This is a genomic window from Paraburkholderia bryophila (genome assembly GCF_013409255.1).
Taxonomy (GTDB): domain Bacteria; phylum Pseudomonadota; class Gammaproteobacteria; order Burkholderiales; family Burkholderiaceae; genus Paraburkholderia.
The window spans coordinates 1865641-1883119 of record NZ_JACCAS010000002.1 but is presented as its reverse complement, the minus strand read 5'-3'; the positions used below and the strand labels follow the sequence as shown (position 1 = coordinate 1883119).

Annotated in this window: 17 protein-coding genes; 4 read left to right on the top strand and 13 right to left on the bottom strand. The window is 62.9% G+C overall.

Annotated features, from left to right (window positions below; genetic code table 11):
* Positions 1 to 99 precede the first annotated feature (99 nt).
* The gene (locus GGD40_RS29445; RefSeq protein ID WP_179710937.1) at positions 100 to 540 is read right to left on the bottom strand and encodes a nuclear transport factor 2 family protein; all 441 of its coding nucleotides are present in this window, start codon (positions 538 to 540) and stop codon (positions 100 to 102) included.
* 160 nt (positions 541 to 700) lie between these two features.
* On the opposite strand from GGD40_RS29445, the gene GGD40_RS29440 reads away from it, so the two are divergent.
* Together GGD40_RS29440 and GGD40_RS29435 are read left to right on the top strand one after the other, a co-directional pair.
* Entirely contained in the window at positions 701 to 1336 is a 636-nt protein-coding gene (locus GGD40_RS29440) for a TetR/AcrR family transcriptional regulator (RefSeq protein WP_179746024.1), read from the top strand.
* Between the two features lie 21 nt (positions 1337 to 1357).
* Positions 1358 to 2824 (top strand): dipeptidase, encoded by a 1467-nt coding sequence (locus GGD40_RS29435; protein ID WP_179746023.1) that lies wholly within the window; start codon positions 1358 to 1360, stop codon positions 2822 to 2824.
* Positions 2825 to 2850: 26 nt separating this feature from the next.
* Here the strand turns inward: GGD40_RS29435 and GGD40_RS29430 are convergent, their stop codons facing one another.
* The 3 genes from GGD40_RS29430 to GGD40_RS29420 all read right to left on the bottom strand — a co-directional run bounded on the left by GGD40_RS29430 (position 2851) and on the right by GGD40_RS29420 (position 5918).
* Positions 2851 to 3573, bottom strand: a complete 723-nt coding sequence (locus tag GGD40_RS29430; protein ID WP_179746022.1) for a sulfite exporter TauE/SafE family protein — start codon at positions 3571 to 3573, stop codon at positions 2851 to 2853.
* Between the two features lie 78 nt (positions 3574 to 3651).
* Positions 3652 to 4998 carry a hemolysin family protein gene (locus GGD40_RS29425; RefSeq protein ID WP_179746021.1) on the bottom strand — a complete coding sequence of 449 codons (1347 nt, stop codon included), beginning with the start codon at positions 4996 to 4998 and terminating at the stop codon, positions 3652 to 3654.
* Between the two features lie 113 nt (positions 4999 to 5111).
* On the bottom strand, positions 5112 to 5918 hold the full coding sequence (locus GGD40_RS29420; RefSeq protein WP_179746020.1) for a sensor histidine kinase: 807 nt from the start codon (positions 5916 to 5918) through the stop codon (positions 5112 to 5114).
* Between the two features lie 188 nt (positions 5919 to 6106).
* Here GGD40_RS29420 and GGD40_RS29415 point away from each other — a divergent pair, with 188 nt between their 5' ends.
* A complete protein-coding gene (locus tag GGD40_RS29415) occupies positions 6107 to 6448 on the top strand; it encodes an FKBP-type peptidyl-prolyl cis-trans isomerase (RefSeq protein ID WP_035561048.1) in 342 nt (113 codons plus the stop codon).
* Between the two features lie 52 nt (positions 6449 to 6500).
* The gene (locus GGD40_RS29410; RefSeq protein WP_035561045.1) at positions 6501 to 7280 is read left to right on the top strand and encodes an AraC family transcriptional regulator; all 780 of its coding nucleotides are present in this window, start codon (positions 6501 to 6503) and stop codon (positions 7278 to 7280) included.
* Between the two features lie 58 nt (positions 7281 to 7338).
* On the opposite strand, the gene GGD40_RS29405 is transcribed toward GGD40_RS29410, so the two are convergent.
* The 9 genes from GGD40_RS29405 to trpB all read right to left on the bottom strand — a co-directional run bounded on the left by GGD40_RS29405 (position 7339) and on the right by trpB (position 17429).
* Positions 7339 to 8529: an O-succinylhomoserine sulfhydrylase gene (locus GGD40_RS29405; RefSeq protein ID WP_179746019.1), complete on the bottom strand. Its 1191-nt coding sequence runs from the start codon at positions 8527 to 8529 to the stop codon at positions 7339 to 7341.
* Between the two features lie 325 nt (positions 8530 to 8854).
* A complete protein-coding gene (gene purF, locus GGD40_RS29400) occupies positions 8855 to 10405 on the bottom strand; it encodes an amidophosphoribosyltransferase (protein ID WP_035561042.1) in 1551 nt (516 codons plus the stop codon).
* A gap of 132 nt (positions 10406 to 10537) precedes the next feature.
* The gene (locus GGD40_RS29395) at positions 10538 to 11032 is read right to left on the bottom strand and encodes a CvpA family protein (RefSeq protein WP_035561040.1); all 495 of its coding nucleotides are present in this window, start codon (positions 11030 to 11032) and stop codon (positions 10538 to 10540) included.
* Between the two features lie 7 nt (positions 11033 to 11039).
* A complete protein-coding gene (locus tag GGD40_RS29390) occupies positions 11040 to 11972 on the bottom strand; it encodes an SPOR domain-containing protein (protein ID WP_179746018.1) in 933 nt (310 codons plus the stop codon).
* 29 nt (positions 11973 to 12001) lie between these two features.
* Positions 12002 to 13312 (bottom strand): bifunctional tetrahydrofolate synthase/dihydrofolate synthase, encoded by a 1311-nt coding sequence (gene folC / locus GGD40_RS29385; protein ID WP_179746017.1) that lies wholly within the window; start codon positions 13310 to 13312, stop codon positions 12002 to 12004.
* Between the two features lie 162 nt (positions 13313 to 13474).
* Positions 13475 to 14347, bottom strand: a complete 873-nt coding sequence (accD, locus tag GGD40_RS29380) for an acetyl-CoA carboxylase, carboxyltransferase subunit beta (protein ID WP_179746016.1) — start codon at positions 14345 to 14347, stop codon at positions 13475 to 13477.
* A gap of 80 nt (positions 14348 to 14427) precedes the next feature.
* Positions 14428 to 15240 carry a tryptophan synthase subunit alpha gene (trpA, locus tag GGD40_RS29375; protein ID WP_179746015.1) on the bottom strand — a complete coding sequence of 271 codons (813 nt, stop codon included), beginning with the start codon at positions 15238 to 15240 and terminating at the stop codon, positions 14428 to 14430.
* Positions 15241 to 15309: 69 nt separating this feature from the next.
* Positions 15310 to 16224 carry a DNA-methyltransferase gene (locus GGD40_RS29370; RefSeq protein WP_179746014.1) on the bottom strand — a complete coding sequence of 305 codons (915 nt, stop codon included), beginning with the start codon at positions 16222 to 16224 and terminating at the stop codon, positions 15310 to 15312.
* Between the two features lie 11 nt (positions 16225 to 16235).
* Positions 16236 to 17429, bottom strand: a complete 1194-nt coding sequence (gene trpB / locus GGD40_RS29365) for a tryptophan synthase subunit beta (protein ID WP_179710954.1) — start codon at positions 17427 to 17429, stop codon at positions 16236 to 16238.
* Positions 17430 to 17479: the final 50 nt, after the last annotated feature.

The window sequence follows — 17479 nt, the reverse complement described above, 5'->3', positions numbered from 1 at the left end:
AAAGGCGGCTAAAGCGTGCGAGCTTTAACCGCCTTTTTTGCTGGCTTACTGGCTTAGTGACTTACTGGCGTCATTCAACGCGATGCCTTCTTAACCTGCCTAGCCTTTCTGCTGAGCGCGCTTGACCGCTTCGGCCACCTGCTCGGCGACACGTCGCGTGTCCCAATACACCTGCCCCTTGTACATCCGGTCGCCGCGCAGGTTGAAACGGTCGACGCCCTGCCAACTCAGCGGCTGGCCTGCGACGGTGGCCGACGCCTGCCATTCGATCATCACGGCGTCGCCGGTCGGCGCCCACTGTAAGACATCGACTTTCAAGTCCGGCAGTTGCGTCAGCACCTGGCGAAAATGCTCGACCACGCCTTCCCGATCGGCCGGTTCCGTCATGGGCGGAATCAGGTTACGCGTGTCCTCGTGCATCAAACTTCTCAAGTTATCCGCGACCGGGTTTTGCCATTCCGCGGCGAACCGTTGCACGGCGATGCGCGCATTGGAAAGCTGCTCTTCAGTGGGTGAAAGGTATTGCTCTGCCTGAGTCATTTCGGGTCTGCTCCTGATGGGATTGCCTACCTACGGGTTGTGCGTCCGTCTTTCCACGCTGCAAGCAAAGTCAAATTCTACATACATCAAGACTTTCACATACAACGTGTATGTATACTACAATCAGAATGTGAAAAATCAAGCGATAAAAAACCGTCCTATGCCGAGCGCAGGTGTCCCTCCCAAATCCCGCCGCGAGGAATACGCGGACGCCACGCGTCAGGCGTTGATTAGCGCCGCCGGCGAACTATTCGCGTCGCAGGGTTATCAGCAGGTCGGCATCGAGGCCATCGCACGCAGCGCACGCGTGACTCGCGGCGCGTTCTATCACCACTTCGCCGATAAAGCCGAACTCTTCGATGCGCTGGTGGGCGCATTGCAGGAGCAGGCCGCCGCCAAAGTGCAGGCCGCTGCCCGGGCCGCGCCAAAGGCGAAGCGCATTAGCGCGGGCATTCGCGAGTTTCTGGAAGTCTGTTGCGAGCCCGCTTATCGGCAACTCGTGATCGAAACTGCGCCCGCCGTGCTCGGCACGGCGCGCTGCCGCGAGATCGAAGAAGCGCACGTTTATGGGCTGCTGATCGACGCGCTGGTCGGTCCGGCAGGTCATAATGAAAAGGCCCGCGCGAACGCTTACCTTGCCGCGCGCATGATCGGCAGCATGGTGTGCGAAGCGGCGCAGTTGCTCGACAACGCGGACGACCCAGTCGCGCTGAAGGCCGAAGCGTTGAAGCTCGTTGAAAGCATGGTCGGTACGCTGACGCCCGATAAAAGCCGGAGCGGATCGGCTCGCAAATAAATCGCCCCAACAGGAATGCCGATGACCCTCGACTGGCCGACGATTCGCGATGGCAACGCCGACACGCTGCATGACACGACTGTCGACATCACGGGTTGGATGATTCCGCTGGATCCGCAAGCCGAATCGGTCGATTACTTTCTGCTCTGCGCCGATGAACCCTGCTGCGGGGGTTGTGTGCCGCGCAATCCGGCGGCGTCGATCGAGGTCTACACGGCAGCGCCGCTCGCGCCGCAAGCCGAAGCGCTGACGTTACGCGGGCGGCTGCTGCGTCTGGTCGACGACCCCGCGGGTTGGCGTTATCGATTGGTCGAAGCGAGCGCGCTCGATCGCTTGCCTTCTGCGTCGCGCACCTTCAGCCGGCGCGCGTTTCTTTCCTCCGGCGCGGCGCTCGGACTCGCGGCGTGTGCGCCTGGCCGTTTCGCGGGCTATACCGATCCCCACCACGCGCAAGACGACCCGGTCGCGCAGGCAGACAGCGGCAGTCACAGCGCGCCTTCGTGGCAAGCGCCGTCCAGCACGCTCACCATCGACATGCACAGCCACGCCGGGCGCGTGACCGTGTCGCGCGATCCGGCGATCGGTGCGCGTCGGCCGTTTCTGCCGCTCGCCGCGCCGATGCGCAAAGGCGGCATGAACGTGATCTGCCTTGCGATCGTCACGGATACGACGGTCACGCGCGTCGCGGAAAACCGCAAGCGCTTCGAAGCGTGGCGCGATCCGCAGCCGGGCGAGTTGTATGCCCTCGGTCAAGCCGAATTCCAGCGCGCGCATCAATTGATCGAGCGTGAGCAGATGCAGGTGGTGACGAATGCGGCGTCGCTCGCGGCGAAGGGCTCGCTCGGACCGTGCGCGATCATCTCCGCCGAGGGCGGGGATTTTCTCGAAGGTCAGGTGGATCGCGTCGACGAGGCGTATGCGCAGCATCAGTTGCGGCATTTGCAGCTCACGCACTATCGCGTGAACGAGCTTGGCGATATTCAGACCGAGCCGCCGGTGCATGGCGGGCTGACCGATACCGGCGCGGAAGTGGTGCGGCGTTGCAATGCGCTGGGCATCGTCGTGGATGTCGCGCACGGCACTTACGACCTGGTTAAGCGCGCCGCCGATACGTCCACCAAGCCGCTCGTGCTGTCGCATTCGGCGTTGGCCACGCATCCTTCGTCGCGCAGCCGGCTCATCACGCCGGACCATGCGCGCGTGATTGCCGGCACGGGTGGCGTGATCGGCGTGTGGCCGAGTTCAGGGTCGTTCAAGGATATCCACGCGATGGCCGAAGGCATCAAGCGCATGGCGGATGTGGTCGGCGTGGAGCATGTCGGACTAGGAAGCGACATGCTCGGGTTTATCTCGCCGCCGGTGTTTCGCAGCTATGAACAGCTGCCCGATCTGGCGAGCGCGTTGCGGGTCGCCGGGTTTACGCAGGAAGAAGTCAGCGCGATTTTGGGTGGGAATTACCGGCGCGTGTTTCAGGTTTCGGTGGGGTGATCGGTGTGGCCTAACGCCGCCGTGTTTTAGCGCCCTGCCGCCCACAGCAACGACAACCCCGACGACAACATCAAACCGTCGACCACCAGCTTGAAGGTGGCGGGACTCATCCGCACCACGATGCTGCGTGCCGCGAACGAACCGGTCATCAACGCAGAACCGGTGATCAGACCGTCGATCACCACGCGCAAAGGCAACGCGCCGAAGTGATTGAACACCGCGACTTTCGCGGCATACACGGTCAATGAGCCGGCTGCTTCCGTTGCGAGAAACGCGCCTTTGACGAGGCCGTAAGACATGAACACGGGCACGGTAATCGGCCCGGTCGACACCACGATGCCGGTGAGAAAACCCACCACGCCGCCGATCAGCGAAAGGTGCCACAGAGAGAATTTGACGGCCCGCCGCGTGAGCCAGCGACGCGTGGGCACCATCGCGACAAAGAACAGCCCCAGCGCGATTTCAACCGCGTGCGGCGGCAGTGCCAGCAGCGTCCGCACACCGAGCGCCGCGCCCGGCACGGCCGTCACGCAGTAGGCCCCGCAAGCACGCCAATCGATCTCGCGCCACCACGCGAGCACCTTGCCGAAGTTGCCCATGATCGCGGCGATCGCCATGATCGGCACCGCCTGTTGCGGACCGTAGAGCATCACGAGCACGGGCATCAGCAGCATGGACGAACCGGTGCCGATCACACCGCTCAGCGTGCCCGCCAGCAAGCCCACGCACAGAACCAGCAGGTACCCCATGTCGCCCCCTCGATGTGGACGACAATTCTACGCGAGCAGCGGAGCCCTGCGCTTTACCGAATTCAGTGGAAAAGGCTTTCAGCCGCCTTCATCGTCGAAGGTCTTCGGGTACACGCGCACGAGCACGATGCGCGGCCCTTTCATCTTCTTGACGACCACGTCGAAGCGGTCGAATTCCACGCGCTGGCCTTCGGTAGGCAGATCGTTGAGCGCCTGAATCACCAGACCGCCAACCGATTCGGCCTTGCCCTCGTCGATATCGATACCCAACGCGCGCTCCAGCGACACCACCGGCAAGCTGCCCTTGCCCATCAAGGTGCCGTCGTCCATGCGCGTCCAGTCGGCGTCGCCCTGACGGAATTCGTCATGAATCTGACCGACCAGCGCGCCGAGCAGATTGTCGAGCGTGAGGAAGCCGATCGGTTTCGCGTTTTTGTGGCCGACCAGCGCGAAATGCGGCGCGCCTTTGCGGAAGCGGCGAAACAGTTCCAGCGCGGGCATGTCGGGCTTCACGTACTGCACGGGCCGCGCGTATTTCGACAGATCCTCGAGCGTGCTGCCCGCGTGGCGCGCCAGCAGCAGATCTTTCAAGTGGATCATGCCGGCCACGCGTTCACCCGCTGCGTCTTCGAACAGCGGATAGCGGCTGAAGCGATGCCGCGCCACCACCTGCATGTTGTCGCGCAACGGCAGATCGCGCCGCAAGCCAACCATTTCATAGCCAGGACGCATGAGGTCCGACACGGTCATGCGCGAAAAATCCAGCGAATGCGCGATCGTGTTCCATTCGTCCTGGCTGTACGCGCCGCCGTCCGCCGCGCCCAACTCGCTCGCCACATTGGCGCGGCGACCGCGCAGGATCAGCTTGAGTTCATCCGTCGAATAGTGGGAGTCGTGGCCGTGGTCGGCGTCAAGACCGGCCAGCTTCAGCACCGCATTGGCGCTCGAATTGAGCACCCAGATGAACGGATACATGGCCCAGTAGAAGCCGTACAGCGGCGTGGCGGCCCACAGCGACACCTTCTCCGCCTCGCGGATGGCCAGCGACTTCGGCGCCAGTTCGCCCACCACGATATGCAGGAACGAAATACACGAAAACGCGAAGAACAGCGAAACGCCGTGGATCAGCTTCTCCGACTCCACGCCGAGCAGATTGAAAACCGGCGTGAGTAGTTGCGCGAACGCGGGCTCGCCGATCCAGCCGAGACCGAGCGACGCCAGCGTAATGCCGAGCTGACAGGCGGAGAGGTAAGCGTCGAGACGTCCGTGCACCTTGGCCAGCAAACGGCCGCGCATGCCGTGTTTCGCGGCGAGACTCTGCACGCGCGTGGCCCGCAGTTTGACCAGACCGAATTCAGCCGCAACAAAGAAACCGTTGAGGGCAACGAGAAACAACGCGCCAATGAGGGCGACAACCTGGATCAAAGCGAAGGGCTCCGGCAACAAAAGTTGTCAGTATAGAGGGTGAAAGCTCGGTGAAAAGTCAAACGCCGTTGATCGCCGTTAAGCGCGCGCAACCGTGTGCCGATGTGAAGCGCTCACTTCGGCACGGTCGCACTCAGCGGTATGCGTAGTGCAAGTCTGGCCGCTTCGCTCTCGCTGGCGTCGATCTGCTCGAAACTGCCGCCATGCGCTTCCGCGACGCGCTTGCACAGTGCGAACACCCACGCAATGCGTTTGGCTTCGCGCGGCTCGCCGGCCTGCTTGCGAGCGAACGCTTCGAGCAGATGCGGCACGGCCGGATCGCTCAACGCGGCGAGGTTGCTGTCGTAGGTGACGGTGGCATGCCATGCGGTCGCGTCCGCGCGCGTGGCCAGCGTGACGGTAGCGCCTTCGGTGCTGGCTTCGACGGTGAACGTCAGCATCAGCCACAGCGCGGCGACGAGGCGTGCGCGGTCTCCGTTGAGTTGCTCGGTGCCGAGTTGCGAGTCGAGCGCGATCTCGACCTGGCGCGAGCGAGCCAAACCCGTGCGCACGTCTTCGACAGTTTCGTCGAGCAACGGATGCAGCGGGAACGACGCATACGCGAGCGCCAGCGACCTGGTTTCGGCGCGCGTGGCATCCACGATCGTTTCGAGCAGCTTCACCTGCTGGTCCACGCCATTGCGAATGCCGGTGACGGCGCGCTGCGCGTTGGGGTCGTTCGCGTCGAGCTTGCGCTCGAGCACGTAAGCCCAGCTATGGATCGCGTTCAGCGGACCGCGCAAATCGTGCGACACCAGCGACAGCACGTGGTCACGCATGAACAGCGCGGTTTCGGCGCAAAGATGCGCGGTACGCTCGGAGACGGCGAAGCCGGAAGGCGCCGGCTGCGCGCCGGTGGTTCCGGTTGAAGACGTTGTCACGATCGAGCCCTCTCAGGCAGTGCATGATGATTGAAAGAAGCCCCATTATAGGCATGGCATCCGGCGCGACCCGCCTGGCCGGACGGCCAATTTCCACGCAATCCGCGTGCCACGCGGCAATCCTCGGCGATGCATCGCCAACACGCCTACAATGTCGGTTTTTACGTTTTTGAACTGAGGAGCGTTACATGTCGACTGTCACTACCGAATCCGGCCTGAAGTACGAAGACATCGTGGAAGGCACCGGCGCCGAAGCGGTTGCCGGCAAGAGCGTCAGCGTGCACTACACCGGCTGGCTGACCGATGGTCAGAAGTTCGACTCGAGCAAGGACCGCAACGACCCGTTCGCATTCGTGCTGGGCGGCGGCATGGTCATCAAGGGTTGGGACGAAGGCGTGCAAGGCATGAAGGTCGGCGGCACGCGCAAGCTGACGATTCCGCCGCAACTCGGCTACGGCGTGCGTGGCGCGGGCGGCGTGATTCCGCCGAACGCGACGCTCGTGTTCGAAGTCGAATTGCTCGGCGTCTAAGTTTTTTGCGTCTCAAGTTGCCGGCCTGTTTGCCGGTGACCGCGCTTTAACGATGAACCACGCTACCGCCACCATCCCTTGCGTTTCGCTGCGCCGTTACGGCGCGGTCGAAGCGTCGGACGTGCATGACTTTCATCAGGTCGTGCTCGGCCTGGACGGCGCGATGGTGATGGCGGTGAACGGCGTCGCGCAACAGATCGACGCCGGCTCCGCGTGGCTCATTCCGGCGGGTGCGCGGCACGACTACGCGGGTATCGGCGAGAACCGGCAGTTGGTGCTGGATCTGCCGGCTACGTCGCTGGCCGTGCCGGAGCGCTTGTTCGACCGCGCGCGGGCCGTGACGGTCGATGCGTCGCTAACGCAGCTCGTGCATCGGATTGCAGCGCACGCTACCGGCGGCGCTCAGAGCGACGATCTGGACGCCCGTCGTTTTCATTGGGATGCAGCAGCCCGTTTGGGCGCTGCGTTGGTGGCCGACTCCGGCACCACGGCAGGTGCGCTCGCGCCTGGCGCGGGTCTCGACTTCACGCGTATCGACCGTTGGTTGCGCGCGCATTTGTCGGAACCGCTGCGCATTGCCGACCTCGCCGCGCATTGCGGTTTTGGCATGCGGCGCTTTCATCAGCTTTTTATCGACGCGTTCGGTGAGACGCCGCATCGCTATTTGCAGCGCTTGCGGCTCGATACGTCGCTCACGTTGCTCGCGGATCCGCGTCGCTCATTGACCGATATCGCGTTGGATATCGGCTTCGGCGATCAGAGCGCTTTCACGCACGCATTCACGCGGCGTTTCGGACTAGCGCCTGGCCAATGGCGCGCGCTGCGCCACTGAGCATTGCCGCGCGAGCCGCGTTGAGTTCGCGGCCCGCATTGCCTGCTTTAAATCCCGCTTAACCCGCCAGACCGCGTTCCAGATCGCCGCGAATATCCGCGGCGTTTTCCAGACCCACCGCCAGCCGGATCAAGCCTTCGCTAATGCCTGCTGCCGCGCGCGCTTCCGGCGTCACGCGACCATGCGTGGTGGTTGCCGGATGCGTGATCGTGGTCCGTGTATCGCCAAGATTGCCGGTGATCGAACAGATCTTCGTGCTATCGATCACACGCCATGCATTCGCGCGCATCTGCTCCGGCGTGTCGCCCTTCAGTTCGAACGACAGAATCGCGCCGCCCGCCTTCTGCTGACGCATGGCCAGCGCGTGCTGCGGATGCGATTCCAGCCCCGGATAGAACACGCGATTCACGGCCGGATGCGTCTCCAGCCAGCGCGCGATTTCCAGCGCATTCGCCGACTGCTTGTCGACGCGCAGCGACAGCGTTTCCATGCCCTTGAGCAGCACCCATGCGTTGAACGCGGACAGGGTCGGCCCGGTGCTACGCACGAACGGGAACACCTTTTCCATGATGAACTGCTTCGAGCCGACCAGCGCGCCGCCCAACACGCGCCCCTGACCGTCAAGGAACTTGGTGGCCGAATGCATCACCACATCCGCGCCGAGCTTCAGCGGCTGTTGCAACGCCGGGCTGCAGAAGCAGTTGTCCACCACGAATAGCGCGTTCGCGGCCTTGGCGATCTTGCTGATCGCTTCGATGTCGGACACTTCCGTCAGCGGATTCGACGGCGTTTCGAGGAAGAACATCTTCGTCTCGGGACTCACGGCGTTTTTCCACGCGTCCAGATCGGTCGGGTCGACGAACGTGGTCGTAATGCCGAACTTGGTGAAGATCTGCGAGAACATGCCGAGCGTCGAGCCGAACAGCGCCTGCGAGCTCACCAGGTGGTCGCCAGCCTGCAGCGCGCACATCACCACGGACATGATCGCGGCCATGCCGGACGCCGTCGCCATGCAGGCTTCGCCGCCTTCGAGCGCGGCCAGGCGGTCCTGGAACATCGTGACCGTCGGGTTCGTGAAGCGCGAATAGGTGTAGTTGTCTTCGGAATTCCTGAATTTCTCGGCGGCGTCCGCGGCGCTCGCGAACACAAAGCTCGAGGTCAGGAAAATCGCTTCCGAATGTTCGTTGAAGTCGCTGCGCGCCGTGCCCGAGCGGACTGCCAGCGTGTCGAAGTTCAGGGAGTCGTCCATGTTGGTTCTGGTTTCCAATGTTCCATGGCTGCGTTCGGCGCGCCTCGTGTGAAAAGAGAGCGCAACGCCAAACGGCAGCAACAAAAAAGCCCGCTTTTGCGTCGGCATAAGCGGGCTTCATGTGCGGGGAAAGCTGGAGCGGAGGCGGATGAATGCGGCGTTTCCCACCTTTCGCTTTAGCTGTTTCGGGTTACCCCGCGTCCGCAAGCTGAGATCAAATCGACGCAAGCCATGATCCTAACACGCTCGCGGCGTGGCGTGCAGCGCGCCACGCCATGAGCGCTGTCGTTCAGTTTCACGTTCACGTCAGGCTCGCGGGCTACCTTCAGCCCACCGACAACTGCAGGTGCAATTGCGAACGCGCCGGCGCGCCACCGTCGATCGCGTCGCTCGCGGCGTCGCGATCGGATTGCGAGGACGGCGCCAGACGCGCCCTTTCGATGCGGTCCAGATACTCGGTGGTGATGTCGCCGGTCACGTAGTTGCCGTCAAAACACGACGCTTCGAATTCCCGCAGCGCCGGGTTGATGTCGCGCACGGCCTGCTTCAGTGCGTCGACGTCCTGATACACGAGATGGTCCGCGCCGATCATGCGCGCGACTTCGTCGTCCGTGCGGCCGTGAGCGACGAGCTCACCGCGCGTCGGCATGTCGATACCGTAGACGTTCGGGAACTTCACCGGCGGCGCCGCCGAAGCGAAGATCACCTTGTTCGCGCCGGCGTCGCGCGCCATCTGCACGATTTCGTGCGAGGTGGTGCCGCGCACGATCGAGTCGTCGACGATCAGCACGTTCTTGCCCTTGAACTCGATGCCCATGGCGTTCAGCTTCTGGCGCACCGACTTCTTGCGCACCGCCTGACCCGGCATGATGAAGGTGCGGCCGACATAACGGTTCTTGAAAAAGCCTTCGCGATACTCCACACCCAGTTTCTTCGCGACCTGCATGGCAGCCGGACGCGACGAATCGGGAATCGGCATCACCACGTCGATCGGCACGTCGGGCAATTCGCGCTTGATCTTCTCGGCGAGGTAGTCGCCCATGCGCAGACGCACGTTGTAGACCGGCACGCCGTCGAGCACCGAGTCCGGACGCGCGAGGTACACGAGTTCGAAAATGCAGGGGTTCAGGCTAGGATTCGTCGCACATTGCTGCGAATGCAGATTGCCTTCGATATCGATGAAAATCGCCTCGCCCGGCGCGATATCGCGCACGAATTCGAACCCGATACCTTCAATCGCCACCGATTCCGACGCCAGGATCCACTCGACGCCTTCCGGCGTTTCCTGCTTGCCGAGGCACAGCGGACGGATACCGAACGGGTCGCGGAAACCCAGCAGCCCGTAACCGGCGATCAGCGACACGATCGCGTACGAACCCCGCACCCGGCGATGCACGCCCGACACCGCCTTGAACAGCGCGGCCGGATCGAGTTGCAGGCCCGAGCTGGACAGCTGCAATTCGTGCGCGAGCACGTTGAGCATGACCTCGGTGTCGGAATTCGTATTGATGTGGCGGCGATCGACGCGGAACATCTCGTCTTTCAGTTGCTGCCAATTGGTCAGATTGCCGTTATGCGCGAGGATGATGCCGAACGGCGCGTTCACGTAGAACGGCTGGGCTTCTTCTTCGCTCGACGCGGAACCGGCCGTCGGGTAACGCACCTGACCGATCCCGGTCGTGCCGGGCAGGCTGCGCATGTTGCGCGTGCGGAACACGTCGCGCACCATGCCGTTGGCCTTGTGCATGTGGAAATTGCTGCCGTTCGCGGTTGCGATGCCGGCGGCATCCTGACCGCGATGCTGCAGAAGCAGCAGGCTGTCATAGATCAGCTGATTGACCGGGGAATGGGAAACTACGCCTACGATGCCGCACATGGCATGTCCTTCAAAGGTACGAAATTCGTCGTGGCGGCCGGTGCCTGCGTACGCGCTGTGACCTGCTGGTACTTAGCGGCAACCGGTTTGCGCCGGAGTCCTGCCGCGTCCCTTGAAACACTCGCCTGATCGTCACACGCGGACGTAGGCAGCAAGCGTCTCGGGAAGCAGCGGTTTCATTACGTGCACGCCCTCGACCGCATAGGGCCGCAGCAAGGCGTTGCGCCAGAATTCCTGTTGGGGCAGTTCGGTCAAGCCAGCGAGGGCGACCAGAATCAGCACCAGAATGACCCCGCGCACGAGGCCGAACATCAAACCGAGCGAGCGGTCCACACCGCTCAAGCCGGTTGCCTGCACGATGCGGCTCAGGAGGGCATTCAGCACGCTCGCCACCAGCACCACACCGATCACCACCAGCGCAAAGGCCAGCAGCCACTGGGTCAACGCGCCACCCGGCCACGTGGACGGGATAAACGGCACGACATAACCGACAAAGCGGCACGCAATGAAAAACGCCGCGATCCAGCCGATCAACCCGAATATCTCGGACAAAAACCCGCGCCATGTGCCGCGCAAGGCCGACAAACCGATCACCGCCATTACAGCGTAGTCGAAGGCGGTGAACATCGCTCGCTTACTGTGCCGTGCCGCTGTTCGCGCCCGACGTCAAGCCGGCCTCGCGAACTTTCGCAATCGCGGCGCTGGCCGCGGCGCGATCGGCAAACGGGCCAGCCCGCAACAGCGTGAGCGTGGAGCCGTCAGCCTGCTTTCGATGTTCGGTATATGCGGGCACTCCCGCCGCTTTCAACTTGGCCGCCCAATTTCGCGCGTTGGCGTCGTTGGCGAATGCGCCCAGTTGAACCGCGAAACGGCTGCCCGGCGGCGAGGCCGGCGTGCCGGAATTCGCGTCCGCGCTGGCGGCGGTGGTGTTCGTGTCGTCGGTTGCGCTCGGGGCCGGTGTGGCCGCGGCGTTGTGCGTGACCGGCGGTTTGGCTGGCTTTGCGGGCGCTGTCGGCGTGGCCGGTGCGGTGTTCGCCGCGACGGCCGGTGCCTGCGATTTCGCCGCCGGCTTGGCTGCGGGCGCCGCAGCGCTTGTCGCCGCGTTTGTGTTTGTGCCTGCGCTCGAGCTTTGCGCTTGGGTGCTGCCGGACTGGCCTTGCTTCGCGGCCGTTGTCGGCGCAAGACCCGAAGCGGCGAGTGCCGCGTCAGGCGTGGGATTGTCGGGTGCTACGCCGGCCTGCGTGTCTTCGTCAGCCTTGGCGAGCTTCGGCGCGGGACGGTTGGGGATGTCGATCGCGATGTCGTCGGTGACCGGCTTGGGATGCGAGTCCAGCACCATGGGCAGGATGACGACCGCCGCGACGACCAGCGCGATCGCACCGACGAGGCGGCGCCGCGCACGCTGCTTTTCCGGCAACGTAGGGTCGAGCAGCATGGCGTCGACGGGGCGCTCCGTGCGGCGGGTTCGCCGCTCCACGCGCTCGCCACGGGCGGCCCGGGTGGAACTGGTATTTGCGCCGCGCCGGGTGGGCGCGTCGTCTTTCTTGCCGAACGAGAAAATTCCCATGAATCGCTTGGTTCGAGCCTGGCGCCCGTTCAGTGTTGCTGCGATTTACGGTAGGCCATCACGCCGGCTACCGTATAGAAACTGCCGAAAACCACGATTCTATCATTCTCTGACGCCCGTTTTAGCGCGTCTTGGTACGCATCGGCTGGTGTGGCGTAGCGCGTGACGCTGCTGTCGGCGGCTTCGTCCACGCCCTGCTCGCGTAGCGCCGCTTCGAGCTGTTCAGCCGTAGCGGCCCGCGCGAGCGGCAAATCGGTCACGCACCAATGGTCGATTTCGCCCTTCAGATGCGCCAATACGCCGGCGATATCCTTGTCGCGCATCGCACCGAATACCGCGTACGTGTACGGGAAAAAACCCATGTTGCCGAGGTTCTGCGTCAGCACGGCGGCCGCGTGCGGGTTGTGGCCGACGTCCAGCACGATAGCCGGCTTGCCGGGCAACACCTGGAAACGGCCCGGCAGCTCGACGTTGGCGAGGCCCAGGCGGATGTCCTGGGCCGACACCGGCAAACGGTCACGCAGTGCTTCGAGTCCAGCCAGCGCCGCCGACGTATTGATCAACTGGTTCGCGCCGCGCAACGCCGGATAGGCGAGCGACGAACGCCGCATGGTCGGACCGACGTAACTCCACTGCTGACGCTCGCTGCCCGCCTGCCCTTCGTAGCGGAAATCGCGACCGAAGAGCCACAGTTCCGCGCCGATCTTCTCAGCATGATCGATCAGCGACTGCGGCGGCACCGGGTCGGCGCAAATTGCCGGCTTGCCCGGACGGAAAATACCAGCCTTTTCGAAGCCGATCTTCTCGCGCGTATCGCCGAGATATTCCGTGTGATCAATGTCGATGCTGGTAATGATTGCGCAGTCGGTATCAAGAATATTGACCGCGTCGAGACGGCCGCCCAGGCCGACTTCGAAGATCACCGCGTCGAAGCCGCGCGACGCGAACAGGCTCATGATCGCCAGCGTCGTGAATTCGAAGTAGGTCAGCGTGACGGACTCGGCGAGACTCAGGCGCGCGGTTTCGACGGCTTCGAAGTGCGTCAGCAGTTCGGCGTCGGTCGCCATTTCGCCGTTCACGCGCGCGCGTTCGTTGAACGTCAGCAGATGCGGCGACGTGTGGCAGCCCACCGTAAAGCCAGCGCGCAGCAGAATCGATTCGAGAATCGCGCACGTGGAGCCCTTGCCGTTCGTGCCGCCGACCGTGATGATCGGGCACGCAAACGACAACTGCATCGCGTCGCGTACCTGCGAGATGCGGCCTAAACCCATGTCGATGCCGACCGGATGCGCGGATTCAAGGTGCGTGAGCCACGCGTCGAGGGTGGGGAATGTCGTCATCGAATGAATCGCGAGTGAATCGGTTAGGCGGTGGTGCGCCGTGATTATCCTGGAAATGACAACGCGCCGCTTGATCACTCACGCGGCGCGCTATTTTTGCCTGCTTTTTTGACGGCCGTCAGCGCTCAGCGGCGCGCGGGCTGTCTGCTGCTTAACGTCGGCTTACGCGACGGCATCCGCCGGCTGGTGGCTCAACAGCGCCATCAACTGAGCGATTTCCTCACGCAGCTTGCGACGATCGATGATCATGTCCACCGCGCCCTTCGTCAGCAGGAACTCCGCGCGCTGGAAGCCTTCCGGCAGCTTTTCGCGCACCGTCTGTTCGATCACGCGCGGGCCGGCAAAGCCGATCAGCGCCTTCGGCTCGGCGATCACCACGTCGCCGAGGAACGCGAAACTCGCCGACACGCCGCCCATGGTCGGATCGGTCAGCACGGAAATGAACGGCAGCTTGGCTTCGGCCAGCCGGGTCAGCATGGCCGTGGTCTTCGCCATTTGCATCAGCGACAGCAGGCTTTCCTGCATGCGCGCGCCGCCGGAAGCGGTGAAGCAGATAAACGGCACTTTCTGTTCGAGCGCGTTCTGTGCGCCGCGCGCAAAGCGCTCGCCGACCACCGAACCCATCGAGCCGCCCATGAACGAGAACTCGAAGCAGGCCACGACCACCGGCAGCGTATGGATCGCGCCGCCCATCACGACCATGGCGTCGGTTTCGTCGGTGTCGTCCATCGCCTCTTTCAGGCGATCCGGGTACTTGCGGCTATCCTTGAACTTCAACGCGTCGACCGGGACGATTTCCTGGCCGATTTCGTAGCGGCCTTCCGGATCGAGCAGGCCGTCGAGCCGCTCACGCGCGCCGATGCGCATGTGATGGTCGCACTTCGGGCAAACGTGCAGATTGGCCTCGACGTCGTTGCGGTACAGCACGGCTTCGCACGACGGGCACTTGATCCACAGGCCTTCCGGAATCCCCTTGCGGTTCTTCGGGTCGGTTTGTTTGATTTTCGGCGGCAGCAGCTTATCGAGCCAGCTCATATTGAATCCTTCTGGGGTCGGCGGTTGCGCAAACGGCGGGATAAACCCGCCGCTCACATTACAGACGACAAAAATAACTGTTATCGGGCAGTCGCGACGCTATCTAGCGCCTCGCGCACTTCGGCGATGAAACGCGTGAGCGTTTCAGCCGCGGTCTCCGGCGGCGCCTGTTCGAGCAATTGCACGATACGACTGCCGATCACGACGGCATCGGACACTTCGGCCACCGAACGCGCGGTTTGCGCGTCGCGGATGCCAAAACCGACGCCCACCGGCAGGGGTACGCGCGACTTGATGGCCGGGATTTTACCCGCGATGCTGGAAACGTCCAGATTCGCGGAGCCGGTCACCCCTTTCAACGACACATAATAGACGTAGCCGCTGGCAATTTTGCCGACTTCCGCGATGCGCTCGTCCGTGGACGTGGGCGCCAGCAAAAAGATCGGGTCGATGTCGGCGGATCGCATCTTTTCAGCGAAGTTAGCGCACTCTTCCGGCGGGTAATCGACCACCAGCACGCCGTCCACGCCGGCTTCCTGCGCGGCTTTCGCGAACGCGTCGATACCCATGCGTTCGATCGGATTGGCGTAGCCCATCAGCACGACGGGCGTCTTGTTGTCGGTTTCGCGGAAGCGCTTGACGTCCGCGATCACGTGACGCAGCGACACGCCATGCGCCAACGCGCGCTCAGACGATTGCTGGATCACGGGGCCGTCGGCCATCGGGTCGGAAAACGGCACACCGAGTTCGATCACATCCGCGCCGCCGGCAGCGAGCGCGTGCATGAATTCGACCGTGCGGGCCGGGTCCGGGTCGCCGGCCGTCATGAAAGGAATCAGGCCTTTCTTACCTTGAGCAGACAACGCGGCAAACGTGTTCTTGATACGGGACATGGAAATTTCTCGAATTTAAGCAACTGCGCGCGGCTTACGCGGCGCGTGCTGCGTGACACACACTGCGGCTCACTGCGTTTCGGTCTGCCGTTTAGCCTTGGCCTTAACCGGTCGCGCCTTCACAGGCACAGGATTCGCAGCGATGCTGACGCGTTCACGCGCTATCGCACAGTAACTTTCATTGATCTCATAGCCGACGAATTCGCGCTGCTGTCGGGCGCAAGCGACTGCGGTGGTGCCGCTGCCCATGAACGGGTCGAGCACGCGCCCGCCCTTCGGACAACTTGCCAGCACCATTCGCTCGACAATTTCCAGAGGTTTCTGGGTGGGATGCGCGACGCGTTCGGCATGTTGCCGATGCAGTCGCGACACCGACCAGACATCCTTCGGATTATAGCCAACCTCCAGCCACTTACTGCCTTCGAACAATTTACGCGAACGCGCCTTCTTCGTGACTTCATCGTACGGGATGCGGACGGGATCGAGATCGAAGAAGTAATCCTTCGACACCGCGAAAAAACCGATGTTGTCGTGCACCGAAGTAAAACGGCGCACGGTGCCGCCCATGCTCGGTACGCGCCGGTCCCAGATGATTTCGTTGATCATCGTGAGTTTTGTCTTCAGGAAGCTGAAGATTTCCGGTGAGTACTGCCACGTGCAGAAGATATACAGCGACCCCGACGGCTTGAGCTTGGGAACAGCCAGCTCAAGCCAGCTACGCGTCCAGGCGAGAAAATCCTCGCCGGTCCGCTTGTCGGAGTCGTTGCCATAATCTTTGCCGAGCCCATAAGGCGGATCGCACACGATCAGGTCGATCGACCCGTTGGGAATGTTCGCCACATCGGTCAGAAAATCGCGGTTCAACAGCTGGATGCCGGCCGGCACCTGCGGCAGTAAAGCTTCAGGTGCCGCGGCGGCCGCTACTTTGGCGACCGGATCAAGGGTTTCAATCGCCGGCTGCGGCTCGTCGAACTCGTCACGCATCGTCGCGGCGCTCAGAACTGAATGCCCGATCGCTCGGCGACCGTATGCATGTCCTTGTCGCCACGGCCCGACAGGTTGACCAGAAGGACTTTGTCCTTCGGCAGCGTCGGCGCGAGCTTCGCGGCGTAGGCCAGTGCATGACTGGACTCCAACGCCGGAATGATGCCTTCGATGCGACAGCAATCGTGGAACGCTTTCAGCGCTTCTTCGTCGGTGATGCTGACGTATTGCGCGCGATTGCTGTCTTTTAGCCACGCATGCTCGGGACCGACGCCCGGGTAGTCGAGGCCGGCCGAGATCGAATGCGTCTCGATAATCTGACCGTTTTCGTCCTGCAGCAGGTAGGTACGATTGCCGTGCAGAACGCCGGGGCTGCCGGCGATCAGCGAAGCCGCGTGACGACCGGATTCGAGCCCGTCGCCAGCTGCTTCGACACCGATCAACTGCACCGATGTGTCGTCAATGTACGGGTAAAAGATACCCATTGCGTTCGAACCGCCGCCAATGCACGCGATCACCGCATCCGGCTGACGACCGACCAGCTCGGGCATTTGCACCTTGCACTCGTCGCCGATCACGCGCTGGAAGTCGCGCACCATCATCGGGTAAGGATGCGGACCCGCGACCGTGCCGATAATGTAGAACGTGTTTTCGACGTTGGTAACCCAGTCGCGCATGGCTTCGTTCAGCGCGTCTTTCAACGTACGTGAGCCGGATGTGACCGGCACGACCGTCGCGCCGAGCAGCTTCATGCGGTAGACGTTGGCGGCCTGGCGGCGCACGTCTTCCTCGCCCATGTAGACCACGCACTCCATGCCGAAGCGCGCCGCGATGGTTGCCGTTGCCACGCCGTGCTGACCGGCGCCGGTTTCGGCGATCACGCGCGGTTTGCCCATGCGCTTGGCGAGCAGCGCCTGGCCGATCACGTTGTTGATCTTGTGCGCGCCCGTGTGATTCAGGTCTTCACGCTTGAGGAAAACCTGCGCGCCGCCGAGCATTTCGCTCCAGCGCTTCGCGTGATAAATCGGCGACGGACGACCGACGAAATACTTCAATTCGCGCTCGTACTCCGCGACGAATTCCGGGTCTTTTTGATATTTTTCGTACGCCTCACGCAGCTCGTTAAGCGCGTGGACCAGCGTTTCAGCGACAAACACGCCGCCATATTGGCCGAAATGGCCTCTTTCGTCTGGCAAGTTATACATGGTGATCACTCTTCTCAGTGTGGCCCGCGATTTTCGTAAGAGAAAACCGC

Excerpts from the sequence above, each read along its gene's own strand:
- GGD40_RS29445 (WP_179710937.1), bottom strand. The coding sequence starts at position 540 with ATGACTCAGGCAGAGCAATACCTTTCACCCACTGAAGAGCAGCTTTCC.
- GGD40_RS29440 (WP_179746024.1), top strand. The coding sequence starts at position 701 with ATGCCGAGCGCAGGTGTCCCTCCCAAATCCCGCCGCGAGGAATACGCG.
- GGD40_RS29435 (WP_179746023.1), top strand. The coding sequence starts at position 1,358 with ATGACCCTCGACTGGCCGACGATTCGCGATGGCAACGCCGACACGCTG.
- GGD40_RS29430 (WP_179746022.1), bottom strand. The coding sequence starts at position 3,573 with ATGGGGTACCTGCTGGTTCTGTGCGTGGGCTTGCTGGCGGGCACGCTG.
- GGD40_RS29415 (WP_035561048.1), top strand. The coding sequence starts at position 6,107 with ATGTCGACTGTCACTACCGAATCCGGCCTGAAGTACGAAGACATCGTG.
- GGD40_RS29410 (WP_035561045.1), top strand. The coding sequence starts at position 6,501 with ATGAACCACGCTACCGCCACCATCCCTTGCGTTTCGCTGCGCCGTTAC.
- GGD40_RS29405 (WP_179746019.1), bottom strand. The coding sequence starts at position 8,529 with ATGGACGACTCCCTGAACTTCGACACGCTGGCAGTCCGCTCGGGCACG.
- purF (WP_035561042.1), bottom strand. The coding sequence starts at position 10,405 with ATGTGCGGCATCGTAGGCGTAGTTTCCCATTCCCCGGTCAATCAGCTG.
- GGD40_RS29395 (WP_035561040.1), bottom strand. The coding sequence starts at position 11,032 with ATGTTCACCGCCTTCGACTACGCTGTAATGGCGGTGATCGGTTTGTCG.
- GGD40_RS29390 (WP_179746018.1), bottom strand. The coding sequence starts at position 11,972 with ATGGGAATTTTCTCGTTCGGCAAGAAAGACGACGCGCCCACCCGGCGC.
- folC (WP_179746017.1), bottom strand. The coding sequence starts at position 13,312 with ATGACGACATTCCCCACCCTCGACGCGTGGCTCACGCACCTTGAATCC.
- accD (WP_179746016.1), bottom strand. The coding sequence starts at position 14,347 with ATGAGCTGGCTCGATAAGCTGCTGCCGCCGAAAATCAAACAAACCGAC.
- trpA (WP_179746015.1), bottom strand. The coding sequence starts at position 15,240 with ATGTCCCGTATCAAGAACACGTTTGCCGCGTTGTCTGCTCAAGGTAAG.
- GGD40_RS29370 (WP_179746014.1), bottom strand. The coding sequence starts at position 16,224 with ATGCGTGACGAGTTCGACGAGCCGCAGCCGGCGATTGAAACCCTTGAT.
- trpB (WP_179710954.1), bottom strand. The coding sequence starts at position 17,429 with ATGTATAACTTGCCAGACGAAAGAGGCCATTTCGGCCAATATGGCGGC.